This window comes from Pseudomonas sp. yb_9, from assembly GCF_043103635.1.
Taxonomy (GTDB): domain Bacteria; phylum Pseudomonadota; class Gammaproteobacteria; order Pseudomonadales; family Pseudomonadaceae; genus Aquipseudomonas; species Aquipseudomonas monteilii.
The window spans coordinates 18,179-37,750 of sequence record NZ_JBICKA010000027.1 but is presented as its reverse complement, the minus strand read 5'-3'; the positions used below and the strand labels follow the sequence as shown (position 1 = coordinate 37,750).

14 protein-coding genes and 1 pseudogene are annotated in these 19,572 nt (G+C 64.2%); 10 read left to right on the top strand and 5 right to left on the bottom strand.

From position 1 onward, the window contains the following. Positions 1 to 43: 43 nt before the first annotated feature. Positions 44 to 1,324 carry an acetyl-CoA C-acetyltransferase gene (locus ACF8MI_RS06965; protein ID WP_060499499.1) on the bottom strand — a complete coding sequence of 427 codons (1,281 nt, stop codon included), beginning with the start codon at positions 1,322 to 1,324 and terminating at the stop codon, positions 44 to 46. A gap of 118 nt (positions 1,325 to 1,442) precedes the next feature. On the opposite strand from ACF8MI_RS06965, the gene ACF8MI_RS06960 reads away from it, so the two are divergent. The 8 genes from ACF8MI_RS06960 to ACF8MI_RS06925 all read left to right on the top strand — a co-directional run bounded on the left by ACF8MI_RS06960 (position 1,443) and on the right by ACF8MI_RS06925 (position 7,570). Beyond that, a complete protein-coding gene (locus ACF8MI_RS06960) occupies positions 1,443 to 2,795 on the top strand; it encodes a 3-oxoacyl-ACP reductase (protein WP_104833516.1) in 1,353 nt (450 codons plus the stop codon). Between the two features lie 2 nt (positions 2,796 to 2,797). After that, the gene (locus tag ACF8MI_RS06955; protein ID WP_060499501.1) at positions 2,798 to 3,649 is read left to right on the top strand and encodes a MaoC/PaaZ C-terminal domain-containing protein; all 852 of its coding nucleotides are present in this window, start codon (positions 2,798 to 2,800) and stop codon (positions 3,647 to 3,649) included. A 55-nt stretch (positions 3,650 to 3,704) separates the two neighbouring features. Then, positions 3,705 to 4,010, top strand: coding sequence for a MazG-like family protein (locus ACF8MI_RS06950; protein ID WP_060499502.1), 306 nt, complete (start codon positions 3,705 to 3,707; stop codon positions 4,008 to 4,010). Then, positions 4,007 to 4,756, top strand: coding sequence for a methyltransferase domain-containing protein (locus tag ACF8MI_RS06945; RefSeq protein ID WP_060499503.1), 750 nt, complete (start codon positions 4,007 to 4,009; stop codon positions 4,754 to 4,756). Before ACF8MI_RS06950 ends, ACF8MI_RS06945 begins: the two co-directional genes overlap by 4 nt. A gap of 21 nt (positions 4,757 to 4,777) precedes the next feature. Continuing rightward, the gene (locus ACF8MI_RS06940; RefSeq protein ID WP_104833518.1) at positions 4,778 to 5,413 is read left to right on the top strand and encodes a DUF4136 domain-containing protein; all 636 of its coding nucleotides are present in this window, start codon (positions 4,778 to 4,780) and stop codon (positions 5,411 to 5,413) included. Positions 5,414 to 5,432: 19 nt separating this feature from the next. Next, entirely contained in the window at positions 5,433 to 6,002 is a 570-nt protein-coding gene (locus ACF8MI_RS06935; protein ID WP_060499505.1) for a DUF4136 domain-containing protein, read from the top strand. A gap of 204 nt (positions 6,003 to 6,206) precedes the next feature. Beyond that, positions 6,207 to 6,677, top strand: a complete 471-nt coding sequence (locus ACF8MI_RS06930) for a prepilin peptidase (RefSeq protein WP_104833519.1) — start codon at positions 6,207 to 6,209, stop codon at positions 6,675 to 6,677. Between the two features lie 119 nt (positions 6,678 to 6,796). Continuing rightward, complete coding sequence (locus tag ACF8MI_RS06925) at positions 6,797 to 7,570, top strand: response regulator transcription factor (protein ID WP_060499507.1); 774 nt, start codon at positions 6,797 to 6,799, stop codon at positions 7,568 to 7,570. A gap of 38 nt (positions 7,571 to 7,608) precedes the next feature. Here the strand turns inward: ACF8MI_RS06925 and ACF8MI_RS06920 are convergent. Together ACF8MI_RS06920 and pbpC are read right to left on the bottom strand one after the other, a co-directional pair. After that, positions 7,609 to 8,264, bottom strand: a pseudogene (locus ACF8MI_RS06920) (ShlB/FhaC/HecB family hemolysin secretion/activation protein); the annotation flags it as partial. A gap of 60 nt (positions 8,265 to 8,324) precedes the next feature. Continuing rightward, the gene (gene pbpC / locus ACF8MI_RS06915; protein ID WP_164524099.1) at positions 8,325 to 10,679 is read right to left on the bottom strand and encodes a peptidoglycan glycosyltransferase PbpC; all 2,355 of its coding nucleotides are present in this window, start codon (positions 10,677 to 10,679) and stop codon (positions 8,325 to 8,327) included. A 77-nt stretch (positions 10,680 to 10,756) separates the two neighbouring features. On the opposite strand from pbpC, the gene ACF8MI_RS06910 reads away from it, so the two are divergent. Beyond that, positions 10,757 to 11,050 carry a hypothetical protein gene (locus ACF8MI_RS06910; protein ID WP_016715405.1) on the top strand — a complete coding sequence of 98 codons (294 nt, stop codon included), beginning with the start codon at positions 10,757 to 10,759 and terminating at the stop codon, positions 11,048 to 11,050. Positions 11,051 to 11,154: 104 nt separating this feature from the next. On the opposite strand, the gene ACF8MI_RS06905 is transcribed toward ACF8MI_RS06910, so the two are convergent. Beyond that, positions 11,155 to 16,056 (bottom strand): alpha-2-macroglobulin, encoded by a 4,902-nt coding sequence (locus ACF8MI_RS06905; RefSeq protein WP_200929055.1) that lies wholly within the window; start codon positions 16,054 to 16,056, stop codon positions 11,155 to 11,157. A 182-nt stretch (positions 16,057 to 16,238) separates the two neighbouring features. Here ACF8MI_RS06905 and ACF8MI_RS06900 point away from each other — a divergent pair, with 182 nt between their 5' ends. Beyond that, positions 16,239 to 17,576 (top strand): MATE family efflux transporter, encoded by a 1,338-nt coding sequence (locus ACF8MI_RS06900; protein WP_060499510.1) that lies wholly within the window; start codon positions 16,239 to 16,241, stop codon positions 17,574 to 17,576. Positions 17,577 to 17,656: 80 nt separating this feature from the next. Here ACF8MI_RS06900 and speA read toward each other — a convergent pair whose 3' ends face one another. Beyond that, positions 17,657 to 19,570 carry an arginine decarboxylase gene (gene speA, locus ACF8MI_RS06895; protein ID WP_016715402.1) on the bottom strand — a complete coding sequence of 638 codons (1,914 nt, stop codon included), beginning with the start codon at positions 19,568 to 19,570 and terminating at the stop codon, positions 17,657 to 17,659. Between the last annotated feature and the right edge of the window lie 2 nt (positions 19,571 to 19,572).

Genomic DNA, 19,572 nt, shown 5'->3' with positions numbered 1-19,572 from the left:
GTAGTTCTGACGGGACAAGCCTAACAGCTGGCGCAAGAGCATGTCAGGTGCGCTCGACAATCACCGTCACCCCCTGCCCACCTGCCGCACAAATCGATATCAACCCCCGCCCCTTCCCTGCCGTGGCCAACAGCTTGGCCAGGTTGGCCAATATGCGCCCTCCGGTGGCCGCAAACGGGTGCCCCGCTGCCAGCGAACTGCCTTTTACATTGAGCTTGCTGCGGTCAATCGCCCCAAGCGGCGCCTCCAGCCCCAACCGTTCACGGCAATAGTCGGCATCTTCCCAGGCCTTGAGCGTACACAGCACCTGGGCAGCGAAGGCTTCGTGGATTTCGTAGTAGTCAAAGTCTTGCAAGGTCAGGCCATTGCGCGCCAGCAAGCGTGGCACGGCATACACCGGCGCCATCAAGAGCCCTTCGCGACCGGTCACAAAGTCCACCGCAGCGGTTTCGCCATCGACCAGATAAGCCAGCACCTCCAGCCCCTGCTGCGCGGCCCATTCCTCGCTGCCCAGCAACACCATAGAGGCACCGTCCGTCAGTGGGGTGGAGTTACCGGCTGTCAGCGTGCCCTGCCCGCTGCGGTCAAAGGCGGGTTGCAGCTTCGCCAACTGCTCAAGGGTCAGGTCGGGGCGCAGGTTATTGTCGCGGGTCAACGTAAGAAACGGCGTCAGCAAATCATCCTGCCAACCCTCGGCATACGCGGCAGCCAGTTTCTGGTGGCTGAGCAGCGCCAACGCGTCCTGTTCGCCACGGCCAATGCGCCAGGCCTGGGCCATGCGCTCGCAATGCTCGCCCATCGACAGCCCGGTGCGCGGTTCGCCATTGCGTGGTAGTTCGGGTTTCAGGTGGTGAGGCCTTAGCTTGAGAAAGGGCTTGAGCCGCTCGCTCAGGCTTTTGCCACGGTTGGCTTGCAGGAGGATGTGGCGCAGGCCTTCGTTGACGGCAATCGGTGCGTCGGAGGTGGTGTCCACGCCGCCGGCGATACCACTGTCGATCTGCCCCAGGGCTATCTTGTTGGCCACCAGCAACGCCGATTCTAGCCCGGTGCCGCACGCTTGCTGGAGGTCATAGGCCGGGGTCTGCGGTGAAAGGCGCGAACCCAGCACACATTCGCGGGTCAGGTTCATGTCGCGCGAGTGCTTGAGCACCGCGCCAGCCACTACCTCCCCCAGCCGCAGCCCATGCAGGCGATAGCGTTCGATCAATCCTTCAAGGACAACAGTGAGCATCGCCTGGTTGCTGGCCGTGGCGTAAGCGCCGTTGGAGCGGGCGAAGGGAATTCGGTTGCCGCCCAGGATTGCGACCCGGCGAAGTGAACGCATGCGCTTTTTCCTCCTGAAACAATTTGATCCGTACAGCCTAGGTGTTTTTACCGTGGGCGAACGACCTCGCCACAAAGTTGGTCCACACTTTCAAGCTTGCCTTTGCGGAGACCCACTCATGAGCGATCGCTACCTCGGTTTTGCCAACTCCAACCTCGGCCGCCGCCTCGTGGATGCCCTTGGCCTGCCACGCCCGGCGCCGCTGGAGCGCTGGCAGGCCGGCCGCCTACGCCCGGTGGAAGGGGCGCTGGTGCTGGGCGGCGGGCCAATGGCGAAACAGGTCGAAGCCATCGCCCCACGCCTGACTGACGAGGTTTACAGCTTCAATGCCGACGATTTGCAGGCTGAAGCCTGGGTGGCCGGCCTGGGGCCGAAAATCAAGGCCGTGGTATTCGATGCCCGTCATCTGTCCGACAGCGATGCTTTGAAGCAGTTGCGCGAATTTTTCCAGCCCCTGCTGCGTAGCCTGGCGCCTTGCGCGCATATCGTGGTGCTGGGGCGCGCACCGGAAAGCCTCGACAACCTGTTGGCCAGCGTTGCCCAACGGGCACTTGAAGGCTTCAGCCGTTCGCTGGCCAAGGAGCTGCGCAACGGCGCGACGGCCCAGCTGCTGTATGTCGCCCCCGGCGCCGATGACCAGCTGGAAGGCGCACTGCGCTTTTTCCTCTCGCCCAAGAGCGCCTTCATCTCTGGCCAGGTGCTGCGCCTGGAAGCCTGTATCAGCCAGGTGGAGGACTGGACCCGCCCACTGGCCGGCCGTCGTGCCCTGGTCACTGGCGCAGCGCGCGGCATCGGCGCCGCTATCGCCGAAACCCTGGCACGGGACGGCGCCGACGTGCTGCTGCTGGATGTACCACAGGCCAGCCAGGATCTCGACGCCCTCGCTGCACGCCTGGGTGGCAAGGCACTGGCGCTGGATATCTGCGCCAGCGACGCTGCCACGCAACTGCTGGCAGCCTTGCCCGACGGCATCGACATCGTGGTGCACAACGCCGGCATCACGCGTGACAAGACCCTGGCCAACATGACCCCGGACTACTGGGACGCGGTGCTGGCCGTCAACCTCAAGGCCCCACAGGTGCTGACCCAGGCGCTGTATGACAGTGGCGCGCTGGGGGAAAACGCACGTATCACCCTGCTGGCCTCGGTCAGCGGCATTGCCGGCAACCGTGGGCAAGCCAACTACGCCGCCAGCAAGGCCGGGCTGATCGGTCTGGCCCAGGCCTGGGCGCCCCGCCTCGCCGAACGTGGCGGCAGCATCAATGCCGTGGCACCCGGCTTTATCGAAACCCACATGACCGCCGCCATGCCCATGGGCCTGCGAGAGGCCGGCCGGCGCCTGAGCTCGTTGGGCCAGGGCGGGCGCCCGCAGGACGTCGCCGAAGCCATTGCCTGGCTCAGCCAACCGGGCTCCGGGGCAGTCAACGGCCAGGTGCTGCGGGTGTGCGGCCAGGCATTGATGGGGGCCTGAGCATGAGCCGACACTGGCATGACCTGCACAGCCCGGCTTCGCGCGCCAGCCTGTACCTGCGCGCCGCCAGCAAGCGCACCATCAGCGGTGACCATCTGCCGGACGATGGCCTACGCTGTTTCATCCGGGTTCAGCCGGGCAACCTGAGCGCCTACCGCAAGCTCTGCCACTTTCCCGACGATGGCCGCCTGCCGGCGACCTATCCACATGTCATGGCGTTCAGCCTGCAGTTGCAGTTGATGACCGCTCCAGACTTCCCCTTCCCACTGCTCGGCCTGGTGCATCTGTACAACCGCATCGAAGTGCTGCGCCCGCTTGGCGGTATCGAAGGGCTGCGCGTTGCGGTGTATGCGCACAACCTGCAACCGCATGCAAAGGGCGGCACCTTCGACCTGGTCACCGAGGCCGAAGACGGCATTGGCCTGCTCTGGCGTGAGACCAGCCGCATGCTGGTACGTGGGTTGAAGCTGGAAGGCGAGGCAAGCGCGCTTGCCGATATTGAGCCTGATGCATTGCCCGAGGCCTCCCGCTGGTACGCCGACAGTGACATCGGCCGGCGGTATGCCAAGGTTTGCGGGGACTACAACCCTATCCACCTCAGTGCTGTCAGTGCCCGGTTGTTCGGCTTTCCTACAGCCATTGCCCATGGCATGTGGAGCAAGGCCATGGCCCTGGCGGCATTGCGTGGGCACCTGCCGCACAGTGGATATGCCTTTGAAGTGGACTTCCGCAAACCGGTACGGTTGCCGTCGGAGGTGGTGCTCAGTGCCAGTGCGGCGGGCCCTGCAGGTCAGCTACGGCTGGATGGGCATGGGGAGGTATTGCATATGGTCGGGCGGTGGGATCGGGTGTAGGCCACTTGCTTTGCATCGGGCCTGGGCAGAAGCTATGCAGCATTAGGAGACCCCGATGAATCTGCAAGAACTCACCCAACGCCTGCATCAGATCCGCGACAACAACGACTGGCGCGGCTTCCACAGCCCGAAGAACCTGGCCATGGCCGCCAGCGTCGAAATGGCCGAGCTGGTAGAAATTTTCCAGTGGCTGAGCGAAGACGAATCGCGCCAGCTGCCTGCCGACAAACTGGCCCACGCCGGCCAGGAGGTCGGTGATGTGGTGCTCTATCTGTTGCTGCTGTGCAGCGAGCTGGGCCTGGACATGGACCAGGTGGTGCGGGCCAAGCTGGCCGACAGTGAGAGGCGCTTCTCCCGATGAACGACCGTCACTTCGATGAACTGGCCACCCGCTTTGCCGAGAAGATCTACGGCGGTGCCAAGGGTGCGATCCGCCTGGCCGTGCTGCAAGCCGACCTGGCCGAGGCACTGCCCGATCGGCCGCTGCGCATTCTGGACATCGGTGCCGGGCTGGGCCACATGGCCTTGTGGCTGGCCCAGCGTGGTCATCTCCTGACCTTGGCCGAGCCTGCCGCGCCCATGCTCGATGGCGCCCGCGCGCGCTTTGCCGAGGCAGGCCAGACTGCCACGTTCATCCAGGCCCCCTGGCAAGACCTGCTCGGCCAGCTCACCGAACCTTACGACCTGGTGCTGTGCCATGCCGTACTCGAATGGCTGGCAGAGCCTGAGAGCATCCTGCCCGTGCTGCACCAGCTCACGGCACCTTCCGGGTGGCTGTCACTGGCCTTCTACAACCGCGACGCCCTGGTCTATCGCAACCTGCTCAAGGGCCATTTCCGCAAGTTGCGCAGCAACCGGCTGGAAGGTGAAAAGCAGAGCCTGACCCCACAGAAACCGCTTGATCCACGCGAGCTCAAGGCGCAACTTGATCCTATGTGGCAAGTTGAAAGCGGAAGCGGTGTGCGGGTGTTCCACGACTACATGCCCAAGGAGTTCCAGGGCAAGGCCGAGCTGCTCGACCTGCTGGAAATGGAACTGGCCTACCGCCGCCACCCCGCCTTCGCCGGGCTTGGCCGCTACCTGCACTGGGTGTGCCGCCCCCGCTAACCCACCCTGCCGGAGGAATTCATGCCGTACCGTCTGTTGTGCCTGGCCCTGCTGCCATTCGCCCTGGCTGGCTGCCAGGGCAGCAACCCGTATGTGGCCAGCAGCCGCCCGCTGCCTCCGGCCCCCGCCCAGGCGGCCACCACCTTCGACGCCAGTGCCTATCCGGCACCCGCCCGCGATTATGGGCGCTACCGCAGCTGGAGCTGGCGCAATGGCCAGTTGCCAAGTGGCTCGGCCAACGCCGACCCGGCGCAACTGGCCGATGCTGTCAGCGGGGCACTCGACCAGCATGGCCTGCGCCCCGCCCGAGGTGCCACCGGCGATCTGCTGGTAAGCGCCGACATGCGCCTGGAAAAACGCTTGCGCCAGGTGCGTGACTACGACACCTACGACCCGTACTACGGCCCCTACCCCTACGGTGGCGTGGGCTATGGTGGCTATCGCCATGGCTACGGGGGTTATGCCAGCGTGCCCATCGTGCGCACCTACGAAGTGGAGGTGATGGTAGTGCGCATCGAGCTGTACGACGCCCGCAGCGGTCAACCGGTATGGAGCGCCAGCGCCGAAAGCGGCAGCGACAAGGACTCGCCGCGTGAACGCGAAGGCGCCCTGCGCGACTCTGTGCACAAGGCGCTCAGCGGCTATCCTCCCAGTTAATCGCTAACGGAGAACCATCATGTTGCGCCGTCTCGTTCTACTGTCATTCGTGTTACTGCTTGCAGCCTGCTCCAGCAACAACGTCCAGCAGGATTTCGATGCCAGCCGTGACTTTGCCGCTTACCGCAGCTGGGCGTGGCAGGAACCGGGCCTGCAGTACCGCCCGGACGACCCCCGCATCAAGAGCGACCTTACCGAGCAACGCATCCGCCAGGCGGTGGCCGACCAGCTCGACCAGCGTGGGCTGCGCCCCGTCCAGGGTGGAGCACGGCCTGACCTGACGGTCCGCACCTACCTGATCGTCGAGCAGCGCCAGCAGCAGATCACCACCCACTACGGCGGTGGCTGGGGTGGTTATTGGGGCGGTTACTGGGGTGGCCCGATGTACAACGAAACCCGCAGTGTCGACTACAAGGTCGCGACCATTCAGGTGGACATGTTCGACGGGCGTGACGGCAAGCTGGTGTGGCGCGGCAGTGCCGAGCAAATCATGAACAACTACCCGCCAAGCCCGGAAGAACGCAACAGCGCCATCCGCAATACTGTGAACAAGGTATTGGCCAACTACCCGCCGGGTAGCAAGAAATAAGCCTCAGCCCTTAATAGTGGGAGCACCTTTTCGCGCCCCAAGGCTGCTCCCCCACTTAAACGGTGTCAAGAACGACAAAATCCATTTCGACCACGCCTTTTTCCCGTTCCCGCCCACTTCCTCGCAGGTTCCCGTCTATCTTCACTTAAGGAAACCTGACTGACCGGGTAGAAGTGTTCAACTTTTGGGAAAGGCGACCTGCCAATGCAAAGCATTGTTCTCCTGCTGTGGCTTGCCTTGTGCTCCGAACAGGATGTGCGTCAACGCCAGATCTCCAACCTGCTGACCCTGGGTGTGGCAACGGGCGCTCTGGTCTGGCTGTTCGCCACCGGTCGCAGCTGGATCGGCGCCGAGGCCACCGATGCCGGCTGGGCGCTGGCCATCGTCATGCTGCTGACCTTGCCTGGCTACATGCTCGGCCGCTTCGGTGCCGACGACGTCAAGCTGATGGGCGCACTGGCCCTCGCCACCAGCCCGCAATACGTGCTCGGCACCTTCATCGGCGCCGGCGTCAGTGTGCTGGTGTGGCTGCTCACCCGCCGACGCCTGTGGACCCTGCTCAACCCCAAAGTGAAGAAGCGGTTGCAAACCCTGACTGAAGAAATGGGCGACAAACAGGCCTTCGTACCCTATGTGCTAACAGGTTTTCTTCTAACGGCGGTATGGATCCAATGAGTCAACCTATGGTCCGATACCTTGTACATGCCTTGTACAAAATCGCAACGTAGGACTATTTTTAAGCTGCCAGAGCGTCTGGCCCGGGAGCAGGGCCGCATACGAACAGGGAGTTGATCGTGTCCAGACCTTTCAGTGATGTGAAGATTTTAGTGGTCGATGATCAGCCAGTCATCGTCGAACAGCTGTGTGAGTTTCTTGAAACCCAGGGTTACCACTGCCTGCCGGCCCATTCCACCGACGAAGCCCTCGAGCGCTACATGGCCGACGAGGCCATTGGCCTGATCATCTGCGACCTGCACATGCCCGAGCGCGATGGTATCGAACTGGTTCGCGCGCTCAAGGAAATCACCGGGCAGCGCATATTCGAAGCCATCATGCTGACTGGGCGCGCGGATAAACAGGATGTGATCCGTGCCCTGCGTGAAGGCTTTGCCGATTACTACCAGAAGCCCATGAACCTCGATGAGCTGCTCGAGGGCGTGCGCCGCCAGGATGAGGCCCTGCAAGAGCGCCAGCGCAACGTCCGCGCCTTGGGCGGGTTGAACCAGCGGTTGCAGGATCTGGCCGACTCGGTGGAGGAACTGTACCAGGACTTGGAAAAAGCCCGTGGCCAAGGCACCCACCGACGCGCCAGCGATGTGGAAGACAGTGAGAGCGAGCTACCGGCAGGGTTCGAGAAGCTGTCGCCGCGCCAACTTGAAGTGGCGCGGCTGGTGAGCAAGGGCAAGACCAACTACCAGATTGCCTGTGAGCTGGGCATTACCGAAAACACGGTGAAGCTGTATGTGTCGCAGGTACTGCGCCTGACCCACATGCACAACCGCACCCAGTTGGCACTGGCGCTGACGCCCAGTTCGTCACCGATTCACCAGCGGTTTACTACCCATTGAGTGATTGACTCAGCATCACCGGGGCTGCTCTGCAGCCCCTACAGTTGAAGGCCAACACTCAAGGTCAAGCGGGGGGCACGGTCCAGACTGTCCAAGGCCACATCCGCCAGCGGTTTTGCCACCTCCAACGCAACATTGAAAAGCCGCCCATCTTCCAACCGTACACCAAGTGCCGCCGAAGCCAGGTGGGCATCCTCCACCGATTCCCGGTTATGCCACGTCTGCGCCGCATCCACTGCCAAATACGGCTGTACCAGCGCCAACCTGCTACCCCGCATGCTGTAGCTCACCTCGTAAGCCACACCCCAACCCTTGTCTCCGTCGGCCTGATCACGGGGATAGCCACGCCCGAAGCTCTGCCCACCAAACCCCACCCGTTCGCTATCGAGCAGCCGGTCATCACTCCAGTACAACGCGCCAGACACCACACACTGCCAACTCGCTGACAGCGGGTCACTTGCAGCCCCGACAATCTGAACCGCAAAAAGTCCATGTCGTAGTCGGCATCGCTGCGGGCACCCAGGTAATCGAGGCCTTGGTAGACCCCGGCACTGACAATGCGCAGGCGACTACCTTCCACTTTGCGCCAGTCGCCCTCGAAGGACAGCGCGCGCACTGAAGTGTCGTAGTCCCGTGACGAAGACTGCCGCTCTTCGACATGTTCGCTGACCGCATACACGTGCCCCTGTACGGCCTTAGCCGGTCACACCCGTTATCTGCAAGCGTCGGTGCTGGCCCGAATGCCGTCGAACGCCTACTCGCTGACCTGGAACGCCACCCGCGCCGTCTCGCCGCTTTCATCCAGCGCACTGAGCTCGGCCTGTCCGGCCTGCGGCAAGCGAAGCAGCAGGCTGTCCTGCCCCTGGGTTTCGCCCAAGGGCTGGCCATTGAGGAACCACCAGCGCCGCCCGCCGCCACCCAAGGCCGATACATAGAGTTGCAACGGCTCGCTGCTGGTGGCCGGGCGGCGCAGGTTGTCGCCGGGGCGCACGCCGACGATCGACAGCGGCGGTGCGCTGGCCGGCACCTGCGGCGGGCAAGCCGGGTCGATGGCCGGCAGGCGCAACGCCCGCCGCTCGACACGGGGTAGCCAAGGCTCCAGCGGGGCCGGCCACAACGCGATGTCACGGGCCTTGGCGCTTGGGCAGCTACCATCCACGCGCAGCCCCTGCTCGTTGACCCACACGCGCTCACGCAGGCCCAGGCCCAGCGGCTGATCGGCAGCTTGCAGGGTTGGCGGCGTGGTGCCATCCAGGGTCCAGGCAAAACGCTGTCGCCGGCAGTTGGGGTCCTGCTTGCTCATCGGCTGGCCCAGCGGCCAACAGATCGCCGCCACCCCGATATTCGCCGGTACTCGCTCCACCGGCACGCTGATGCCGCGCTGGCTGTCGCGGTTGCTCAGCAGGTCATGCACCTGCAGCATCAGTGGCGCCGCCGAGGCCAGGCCGAACTGGCCGGGTACCGGCGTGCCATCGGGGCGGCCGATCCACACGCCGATCAGGTAGCGCGGGCTCACGCCAATCGACCAGGCATCGCGAAAGCCATAGCTGGTGCCTGTTTTCCAGGCCAGTTGCGGGCGCTGCACCAACTCGGCATGCGGGTCGCGGTCCGGGCGCGCCTGGCCACTGAGAATGCGCCGGATGATCCATGCCGCGCCAGGCGACAGCAGGCGCCGTTCAATCAATGGATCCTGCGGTTGCAAGCGTACCCTCGCACTGTTGCCACCGCGCGCGAAGGCTGCATAACCACCCACCAAGTCTTCCATCCGGCTACCGGCGCCACCGAGGATCAACGACAGGTTGGGCTCGGCCAGCGGCGGTAGTATCAGCGGCATACCCGCCATTCGCAGTTGCGCGGCAAAGCGTTTCGGGCCGTAGGCCTCCAGCAATTGCACTGCCGGCAAGTTGAGTGACAGGGCAAGCGCCGAACTGGCCGACACCGGCCCGCTGAAGCCCATGGAGAAGTTACCGGGCCGGTAGTCGCCATAGCGGCGTGGCACGTCCTGCAGCAGCGATTCAGAATGGATCAGGCCATCATCCAGCGCCATGCCGTACAGAAACGGCTTGAGCGTAGAGCCCGGCGAACGTAGCGAACGCACCATGTCGACATGCCCGAAGCGACGCTCATCAGCCAGGTCGATCGAGCCCAGGTAGGCACGCACCGCCATGGTCTGCGCTTCAACCACCAGGATCGCGGCGGAGGTGCGCTCCGGCAGCCGTGAGCGCCAACCTAGCAGCAAATCCTCCAGGCGCCGCTGTAGCGCGGCATCGAGGGTGGTACGGATCAGCGGTGGGCTGTCGGCGCTGTTCAGCCTTCTGGCGAGCAAGGGCGCCAAGGCGGGCTCCTGGCGTGGTGCCAGAACCAGCGGCTCTTCGGCTGCCTCGCGGATCTGCTGCGCAGGCCATACCTGGTATTCGGCCAGACGCTGCAGCACCTTGTCGCGGGCACGCTGGGCACGCGCGGGATGGCGGTCCGGCCGTAGCCGGCTGGGCGCCTGTGGCAGTACCGCCAGCAGCGCTGCTTCGGCCGGGGTCAGGTGCATGGGTGATTTGCCCAGGTACGCCCAGCTGGCTGCGGCAACGCCCTGCAAGGTGCCGCCAAAGGGTGCGCGGTCAAGGTAGATCTGCAAGATTTCGCGCTTGGACAGATGCCACTCCAGCTGCGCCGTACGCCACAGTTGGCGCAGTTTGCCAGACAGGGTACGTTCATGCGGGTCGAGCAGCCGTGCCACCTGCATCGACAGCGTGCTGCCGCCCGACACCACGCGTCCGCCGCGCAGGTTCAGCCAGGCGGCTCGGGCCAGGGCCAGCGGGTTGACCCCGGGATGGCGGTAGAACCAACGGTCCTCGTAAGTCAGCAAGGCCTGCAGGTACAACGGAGAGACTTCGTCAGGGCTGACCGGGTAGCGCCAGACACCCTCGGCATCGGCAAAGCGCCACAACGGCGTGCCGTCTTCGGCCACCACCACCCGGGCCAGGTCGTCGCCCGGCATGGGCAGCGGCCAGATGCGGTCAGCCAGCCACACCAGGCCACACAGCACCAGCAAGCCGATTACCGTGGCACGCAACCACTTGCCCGCACGCGTGCACGGCCGCGCTAAGCTTGGCATCGGGAACCGACCTGGCCAGGTGATGGCCAAACGCTTGGGAACGGCAACCTCGCCGAATCGTTCATCAGGAAACAACTATGCATGTAGAAGGTTTTTTCGAGTGGCTGGGCCAGGCACTGGGGTCGTTGATCCGCTTCATCGTCGACGCATTGAGCGGGCTGTTCAACCTGCTGGCCAATGCTGGCGGCAATTTCATCGACGGCCTGGCGCGCACACTGGGCATGGACACCTCGCTGCTCAGCATCCTGGCCCTGATCGTCGGCCTGATGCTGCTGTACTCGGCCATCCGCGCGTTCATGCGCGCCTCGATCATCCTCGGGATCATCTGGCTGGTGCTGGGGTTGTGGGTGATGAGCTGGGTGATTCACTGAGCAGCTGCAAGCTGCAAGCTGCAAGCTGCAAGCTGCAAGAAGGCATGTGTATGCCACTCGGCTTGTAGCTTGTAGCTTGTAGCTTGTAGCTTGTAGCTCCCAAATTACCGGGCTTTTACGGTCATCTCCCCTTGCCCATCCCCCACGGCCTGCAGGTTCGGCCGGTACATCGACTCAACCTGCGGCGGCGGCACGCGATAGGTGCCCGGGGTCACCGCCCGCGCCAGGTACAACAGGTGGGTGGTGCCGTAGCCGTCGAGCTTGAGCGCGGCAACATAACGGTCATCACGGTACTCCTGGTGCACCACGCTGGCATTCTGCATCGACTCGCGCCATTCCTTCACCGCGGTGCTGGCGTTGTCCAGGCTGGCAGCACTCTGCGCCAAGTTCTGGTTTTCCAGTTCCAGGCCTGCAGGCAGCAAGTCCACCACCAAGGCATCCGGCACGCGGTCTTCGGCCTTGAGCGCCAGGTGCACCAGCACCAGGTCGCCGCTGCGCAGGTTATGCAGGTCCAACGGCTGGCCATTCATGCCCAGGTATTCACGGCGAATCTGCATACCATTGCCGCCGGCGGCAGGCGCCTGACGGGGGTAACCGGACAAGGTCAGCTGCTGGTACAGCGTCTCGCTGCCTTCGTTCTGCACGCTCAGCGGCGAAGCCAGCAACGGGCCTTCCAGCTTCATGCCGGCTTCGGCATTGTTGAACTCGCGCACCTCGCCAGCGGTGTCCAGGCGGGCCTGCCACTTGCCTTCCGGCTTGCCCAACAGACCACGGCCGGCCAGGAACAGTGCATTGCGCTCCTGGGTCGACAACCAGCGGTTGGCCGCCAGTTCGTCCGACAAGGCGAACAGCCGCTGGTCGACCTGGCTGCTGGCCAGATTGCTCTCCTGCAACAAGGCCAGGATCAACGCCTGATCGCGCAGTGCGCTGCCGTAGTCCGCCATCCAGCCTTTGCCACGGCTAATGCCAAGGCCCGCCTGCAAAGCCTGCTCGGCTCGCGGCTTGTCGCCCATCTTGTCCAGTGCCACTGCCAGTTGTACCAGCGGCAAGCCGGAACGCGCATCGGCACGGCGCTCGAACAGGCCACGCAAAGCACCCAACGGCGCCTGCTGGCTGCGTGACAGCACCAGCGCTGCATAGGCCTGCACGGCGAAGCGGGTGTGGTCGGCGTTTTCGCTGTAGTCCACTTCGATCAGATTGCGCTCTTGCAGGTAGCGCAGCAGGCGCTCGCTGGCCTTCTTCAGCGCCTCAGCCGGCACGCCGTAACCTTGGTCACGGGCACGCAGCAGGAAGTCGGTGACGTAGGCAGTCAGCCAGTACTCTTCTTCGCTGTCCGAACTCCACAGGCCAAAGCTGCCGTTGTAGCGCTGCATGCCCAACAGGTGCTCGATGCCCATCTCGATCTTTCGCTTGCGCACGTCCGCCGGCTCGCCCTTGATGCCCAGGCGCTTGAGGCTCTCGGCATCGGCGTACAACGACGGGTAAAGGCCACTGGTGGTCTGCTCAAGGCAACCGTAGGGGTAGGCTTCCAGGGCGCGAATCTGCTCCGCCAGATTCAGCGGTGGCCGGCTCGACAAGGCCAGGCTGGCTTCCAGGCCGGCAGGCTCGAAGGCCGCCAGGTCTGCTTCGGGCAGTGTCCATGGCTGGTCTTTCAGGGCCACGCGGTAGTGTTTGAGCATCGCCGGGTAGGCCGGGCGCACGCCCAACGTCCACTCCCGCTCGAACGCGGTGGTCGGCTCGTTTGGCAGTTGCAGGCCTGTGACCCGCACATGCACCTTACCTTGCCCCAGGCCGCCCTGGGCCTGCACCGGGATCATCAGCGTCGAGCGCTGGCCTTCGGCCAAGGCAACGCTTTGCACAGCGTTGGCCGCCAGGTTCAGTTGCCCTTCGGTGGTGATTTCAACGTTCAGCTGCTGAGCGCGGCCCGACAGGTTGGCCAAATCCAGCGCCAGACTGGTGCGGTCGCCTCCGGCCAGGAAGCGCGGCGCCGACAGTTCGGCGATCAGCGGTGCGGCCACCACGGTCTTGCCTTCGGCCATGCCGAAGTGGTCTTCGGTCCAGGCCTGGGCCATCAGCCGCAGCTCGCCGTTGAAGTCGGGGATATCGACCGTGGCCTCGCCCTCGCCCTTGTCGTCCAGAGTCACCGGCAGGCTCTGCTGGGCGACGATGGTCACCGTGGTATTAGGGCGCTTGCCCCCTTTGGCCATGGCCGCGTCACCACCGAACGCCAGGCTGGCCAGGCGGCCCTGCCCGGCTTCGATCAGCTGGCCGTAGATGTCCAGCTGGTCGGCTCCATAGGCCTTGCGCCCGAACAGGCTGGCGAACGGGTCGGGGGTTTTGAAGTCGGTAATGTTGAGGATACCCACGTCCACCGCCGACAACAGCACATGCACCTGCTTGGGCACGCTGCCATCCGCATTGGCGGCCTTTACCTTCACGGTCAGCGGCTGTTTCGGGCGCATTTTCTCCGGTGCCTGCAGGCTCACCGCCAACTTGCGCTCGGCGCGGTCCAGCGGCAGGTGCAGCACACCCACCGAACGCTTGGGCGTGGCGTTGGCCTTGCGCTCACCCGGGCGGATCACCAGCGCGCTGATATACAGGTCGTGGCGGGCCCAGGCTTTGTCCAGTTGCACATCGAAGGTCTTGCCCTCGGCGGGCACGTCGATTTCCTGCCACCACAGCGGGCCATCGCTGGACTCGATCATCAGGTAGCCGCTACCTGCGGCAGGCGGGGTGACGGTAACCTTGGCCGTGGCACCGTCGGCGTAGGACGGTTTGTCCAGCGCCAGCTTGACCTGGTCGGGGCGTACGGCACCGCCTTCAGCGTTGTCCTGGGCGCGGTAGCCGGCCCAGAAGCGTTCGCTGGAAACCAAGCCAGTTTGCGGGTCTTCCACCTCGACGCGGTAAGGGCCCCATTCAACCTGGAAGCTCAGCTTGGCAGTGGAGCCGGCCTTGACGCTGACCGTCTCTTCGCTCTGAGTGAGGAATTTTTCGTTGTAGGCGTAGCTCCAGCCGTCGTTCTGCGAGTAGTTCCAGTAGTAGTCGCGGCGCTCACGAATCAACCGCACCTTGAGGTCATCGGCCGCCAGCTTGTTGCCATCGCGGTCGGCCACCAGGACCTCGAATTCCACCGGCCCGTCACTGTCGGTTTCCTCGCCATCGAACAGGCCACGCAGGCCCGGCAAGCGCTCGGCTGGCCAGATCGGCTGCTCCAGGCGCCGGGTGATCGGACGGCCACCCGACTCTTGCAAGCTGGCTTGCACGGTCAGTTGCAGCGGCGAGCGGGCTTCGGCCCAGCGGCTTTCGATATCGACCACCGCCTTGCCCGCCTGGTCGAGGGTGACTTCGTCCAGTTCCAGATCCTGATTCAGCTCGGTTTCGGTGACCGAACCGAACTGGTAGCCCGGCAGAGCGGGCACCGCCTCGCGCAGGGGGCGCACATAAGCCTGGCCACTCAGGCGATTACCGGCAGCCGGGGCGCCATAGAGGTAACGGCCATTGACCTGGATGCGCGCATCTTCATCCGGCGACAGTGGCGTGCTGCTGCCCTTCAGCTCCAGGGCGAGGCGCTCAGGCAGGAAGTCTTCGACGAGGAACTCATACACCTGCTTGCGCCCGCCGCCCAGGTCGAGCAGCAACTGCCAGCGCCCGGTCGGGGCTTCGGTGGCCAGTTGCAGCTGGTATTGGTACAAGCCATTGCTGTCGGCTTCCCAGACGAATTTGCGGCTGACCTGCTCATCCGGGCGGCGCACTTCAACGCTGACGGGTTGGGCTTTGACGGGTTTGCCGTCCTGGTCGCGCAGCAGGCCGTTGAGCAGCACGGTTTCGCCTGGGCGATACAGGTCACGCGGGCCGAAGATGAAAAACTGCAGCGGGTTGGCCTGGGGGCCGGTGATGTCGAATTCGGCCAGGTCCAGCGCGGCGGTGTTCAGGCGCAGCAGGGTGGTGTGCACACCTTGGGTGGCGATCAGGGTATCGGCCTTGGGGGTGATCGGCAGCTGGGCGTGGCCTTTGCCATCGGTGCTGGCCTGCGCCAGCAACTTGCCCTTCTCGTCATGGATTTCGAGATTGACGCCGCTCAACGCCTTGCCGCCTTCCAGCGCCTGCGCGAACACGTCCAGGCGGTCGCGGTAACGGTGTGCCGACACGCCGATGTCACTGAGGGTGAACAGGGTCGCCGGCTGCGAGTAGTCATAGGTGCCCGAGGCGCGCATCACTGCCAGGTACACGCCCGGATCCTGCAGTGGCTTGATGCCGGCGATGGGCAGCAGCACGGTTTCGCGGGTGTTACGGGCGGGGTTGAGGTCGAAGCGGCCGCTGTAGACCAGCTCGGCCATGTCCAGGGTTTCCTTGGACTGGTAGTAGTACAGGCTGCTGTTGCGCCCCCAGCTGGCCAGGAAGGTGGAGAGCATTTCCGGCTTCACCCGGAAGAACTCGACATCGACCTTGTCGACGTTAAGGGCAATCACCGGCAGCCCTTCGGCCAGGCGCGTGGGCAGCAGCGAACCACGGCTGGCAAAGCCGATGGTCGGCTGCATGTCGCGGGTTTCCAGCCGGGTGACCGACTCGCTGTCCAGTTGCTTGCCGTTGACCGCGAGCAGGCCCTTGTCCACGGTCAGCACCAGCTTGCGCTGTGGTTCCAGGTGGCGCAGGCGCAGTTCCATCTGGTTGTCAGAGAGTTCCCAGGCGCCGTCGAGCTTGCCTTTGACGGTGTCGACCAGGTGTACCTTGGTGGCAAAGTCCTGCTTGGCATCCAGCGGTGCGGAGAAGCTGATCGACAGCGTGGCCGCGCCATCGAGCTGCACTTCGGATACGTCCAGCACCGTGAGTTCGCGGCCCTCGTAGCGCTTGGCGAGCACGGCGGGGTCTTCGCGTTTGGGTGCAGCGGCTTCGGCGGGCGCTGTAGCGACTGGCTTCTGCGCCGGCGCAGGTTTGTCTGGCGTGGAAGAGTCACAGGCACTGAGCAAGGCCAGCGCGCAGGCCAGCAACAATCCTTTGTTGAACATGGAATAGGAACTCTTTGGCAGCGTGTACGTGAGGGCAGCAACTATAGCGCAAGGTTGGGTGCAACACCCGGCGCTGCGCGCAAGCTGAGACCATCGTCGCGCTAAATGGTTGCCTGATCGTTACACTAGCGCATTCGTTGAAGCGGGGGCGCAAAGCGGCCCCCAATTGACCAAGGACTCCAATGTCGCAACTGACCACCGACTGGCGCCACCGCCCCACCCACCGCAAGGTCTGGGCGCTGGCCGCTCCGATGATCCTGTCCAACATCTCCGTACCCTTGGTAGCCTTGGTCGACAGCGCGGTCATCGGCCACCTCCCCCACGCCCACCAGCTGGGCGCCGTGGCCGTGGGCGCCACACTGTTCACCTTCATGGTCGGTCTGATGGGCTTCCTGCGCATGGGCGCCACCGGTTTCGCCGCCCAGGCCGCCGGCCGAGGTGACGGCGCAGCGCTGCGTCAGGTGCTGGTCCAAGGGCTGCTGCTGGCGGTCGGCTTCGCCCTGCTGATTGGCCTGCTGGCCCTGCCGTTCAGCCAGCTGGCACTGCAGGCGATGCAACCCAGCGCCGCCCTTCAGCAATCCACTGAAGACTTCTTTCATACCCGCCTGCTGGGCCTGCCTGCGGCACTGGCCAGCTACGCGCTGGTCGGCTGGTTCCTGGGCACCCAGAACGCCCGGGCACCGCTGGCTATTCTGCTGACCACCAACCTGCTGAACATCGTCCTGAACCTGTGGTTCGTTCTGGGGCTGGACTGGGGGGTGCTGGGTTCGGCGCGGGCGTCGGTGATTGCAGAATGGAGTGCTGCCCTGCTCGGCCTGGCCCTGACCCGCCCGGCACTGCGGGCTTACCCAGGGCAGATCGTGTGGGCAGCGCTCAAGCGCTGGCAGGCCTGGCGACCGCTGCTGTCGGTCAACCGCGACATCTTCCTGCGCAGCCTGGCGCTGCAACTCGTGTTTCTGCTGATTACCGTGCAAGGCGCACGCCTGGGCGAGGCCACCGTGGCGGCCAACGCCCTGCTGCTCAACGGCCTGCTGCTGACCGCCTACGCACTCGACGGCCTGGCGCATGCGGTCGAAGCCCTGTGCGGCCACGCCATCGGCGCCCGCGACCGGGATACCCTGCGCCGCTCGCTGGTGGTCGCGTGTGGCTGGTCGCTGATTACCAGCCTGGGATTTGCCGCACTGTTCTTGCTGGGTGGGCACCTGTTTATTGACTTGCAGACCGATATCGAGAGCGTGCGGGCGGCGGCTTATCCGTACTTGCCGTACCTGGCACTGCTGCCGTTGATTGCGGTGTGGAGTTATTTGCTAGACGGTTTGTTCATCGGTGCGACCCGGGCACGGGAGATGCGCAATGCGATGTTGGTGTCAGTCGCGATTGCACTGCCGATGGCGGTAGGCATGAGCGGATTCGGCAACCATGGGTTGTGGTTGGCGTTTCTCGGGTTCATGGGGTTGCGGGCGGTGACGCTGGGATGGGTGGGGTGGCGGTTGCAGCAGAGCGGTGAGTGGGTTCGGTAATGCTGGAAGGGTATGCCGTGGGTGTTGCAGCGCCTTTGAGATCGCGCGGGCGGCGCGCGATCTCATAGGCGCTACAGCACTCAAGACGACAGATAGGAAGACCGCGTCAACCCAAGACGCAACGCATCCAGGAACTGGGTCCGCTCACGCGCAGTGATCTTGGCACTGGCCACCTTGTCGCGGTAGTGGGTCATCAACTCCTCCGGCGACAGGTGCACATAGCGCAGCATGTCTTCGATGGTGTCGTGGGTTTCAATACCGGCGTGATACACGCTACCGTCGGCATTCTGGTAGATGTTCACCGAGTCGGTATCACCGAACAGGTTGTGCATGTCCCCCAGAATTTCCTGGTAGGCACCCACCAGGAACACGCCCAGCAAGTAGTCCTCGCCCTCTTTCACCGCATGCACCGGCATGCTGGTCTCGATGCTCTGCTCGTCGACGTACTGGTTGATCTTGCCGTCGGAGTCGCAGGTCAGGTCCTGCAGCACGGCGCGGCGCATCGGCTCTTCGTCCAGGCGGTGCAGCGGGATGATCGGCAGCACCTGGCCGATGGCCCAGGTGTCCGGCAGGCTCTGGAACACCGAGAAGTTGCAGATGTACTTGTCGGCGAGCTTGTCGTTCAGCTCGTCCAGTACCTGGCGGTGCGAGCGCTGGCGGGCCTTGAGCGAATTGTGCAGGCGGCGGCACACGGCAAAGTAGCACTGCTCGGCCAGGGCTTTCTCGCCCAGGGTGATCTTGCCATCGGCATACTGCGCCGCCACGTCACCCATGTAATGGGTGGCGCGCCAGTAAGTCTCGGTCACCATCTCGATGTCGGTCGGGCCCAGCAGGTCGACCAGCCACTGCACCGTCTCGGGCAGGGCTTCCTTGTTCTCGATGGTCGGCACGTCGTCGTTGTGTTTCTCGACGTCGGTGACCTGAATCACCAACATGGCGTGGTGCGCGGTCAACGAACGGCCACTCTCGGAGAAGATGTGCGGGTGCGGCAGGCCCTGCGCGTCGCAGAACTCCTTGAGCATGCCCACCACCACGCCGGCATAGTCGTCCATGTCGTAGTTGATGGAACTGGCATTGCGCGAGTGGGTACCGTCGTAGTCCACCCCCAGGCCACCGCCCACGTCGATGTGGTCCACCGGCAGGCCCAGCGCACGCAGCTCGCCGTAGTAACGGATGGCTTCCTTGAAGCCGTGCTGGTAGTCGGCCAGGTTGGCGATCTGCGAGCCCATGTGGAAGTGCAGCAGGCGGATGCCCTGATCCAGGCCAGCATCGCGGAAGCGCTGTACCACAGAGAGCAACTGAGCGGCAGACAAACCGAACTTGGACTTTTCACCACCGGTGTCGGCCCACTTGCTCGAAGCCAGTGACGACAGGCGCACGCGCAGGCCGACCTGGGGTTTCACCTTGAGCTCGGCGGCTTCTTCGATCACCAGAGCCACTTCCGACTCTTTCTCGATGACGATGAACACGTTGTGGCCCAGCTTCTGGCCCATCAGTGCCAAGCGGATGAACTCGCGGTCCTTGTAGCCGTTGCAGACGATGGTGCCGCCCTTTGGCGCCAGCGCCAGCACGGCCAGCAGCTCGGGCTTGGAGCCGGCTTCCAGGCCAATCGACACGTTCTGCGTGGCGATGATGTTTTCCACCACGGCTTCTTGCTGGTTGACCTTGATCGGGTACAGCGCGGTGTACTTGCTCTGGTATTCCAGGCGCGCGATGTTGGCGTCGAACGCGCCGGTCAGCTGGCGAACGCGGTCCTGCAGAATGTCGGGGAAGCGTACCAACAGTGGCAGCGACAGGCCGCTCTGACGCAGTTCGTCGACCTGTTCGAACAGGTCGATCGGCGCGCTCTTGGGGCCGTTGGGGCGCACTTCGACGCGCCCGGCTTCATTGATGGCGAAATAACCAGCGCCCCAATGGCGGATGCCATAAACACTGCGGCTGTCGGCCACGGTCCATTGGCTACCATCGTCTTTGCGTGTGCGTCGTACGGACATTC

What these genes read in the sequence shown, in the direction of transcription:
- ACF8MI_RS06965 (WP_060499499.1), bottom strand. Translation starts at nt 1,324, where the DNA reads ATGCGTTCACTTCGCCGGGTCGCAATCCTGGGCGGCAACCGAATTCCC.
- ACF8MI_RS06960 (WP_104833516.1), top strand. Translation starts at nt 1,443, where the DNA reads ATGAGCGATCGCTACCTCGGTTTTGCCAACTCCAACCTCGGCCGCCGC.
- ACF8MI_RS06955 (WP_060499501.1), top strand. Translation starts at nt 2,798, where the DNA reads ATGAGCCGACACTGGCATGACCTGCACAGCCCGGCTTCGCGCGCCAGC.
- ACF8MI_RS06950 (WP_060499502.1), top strand. Translation starts at nt 3,705, where the DNA reads ATGAATCTGCAAGAACTCACCCAACGCCTGCATCAGATCCGCGACAAC.
- ACF8MI_RS06945 (WP_060499503.1), top strand. Translation starts at nt 4,007, where the DNA reads ATGAACGACCGTCACTTCGATGAACTGGCCACCCGCTTTGCCGAGAAG.
- ACF8MI_RS06940 (WP_104833518.1), top strand. Translation starts at nt 4,778, where the DNA reads ATGCCGTACCGTCTGTTGTGCCTGGCCCTGCTGCCATTCGCCCTGGCT.
- ACF8MI_RS06935 (WP_060499505.1), top strand. Translation starts at nt 5,433, where the DNA reads ATGTTGCGCCGTCTCGTTCTACTGTCATTCGTGTTACTGCTTGCAGCC.
- ACF8MI_RS06930 (WP_104833519.1), top strand. Translation starts at nt 6,207, where the DNA reads ATGCAAAGCATTGTTCTCCTGCTGTGGCTTGCCTTGTGCTCCGAACAG.
- pbpC (WP_164524099.1), bottom strand. Translation starts at nt 10,679, where the DNA reads ATGCCAAGCTTAGCGCGGCCGTGCACGCGTGCGGGCAAGTGGTTGCGT.
- ACF8MI_RS06910 (WP_016715405.1), top strand. Translation starts at nt 10,757, where the DNA reads ATGCATGTAGAAGGTTTTTTCGAGTGGCTGGGCCAGGCACTGGGGTCG.
- ACF8MI_RS06905 (WP_200929055.1), bottom strand. Translation starts at nt 16,056, where the DNA reads ATGTTCAACAAAGGATTGTTGCTGGCCTGCGCGCTGGCCTTGCTCAGT.
- ACF8MI_RS06900 (WP_060499510.1), top strand. Translation starts at nt 16,239, where the DNA reads ATGTCGCAACTGACCACCGACTGGCGCCACCGCCCCACCCACCGCAAG.
- speA (WP_016715402.1), bottom strand. Translation starts at nt 19,570, where the DNA reads ATGTCCGTACGACGCACACGCAAAGACGATGGTAGCCAATGGACCGTG.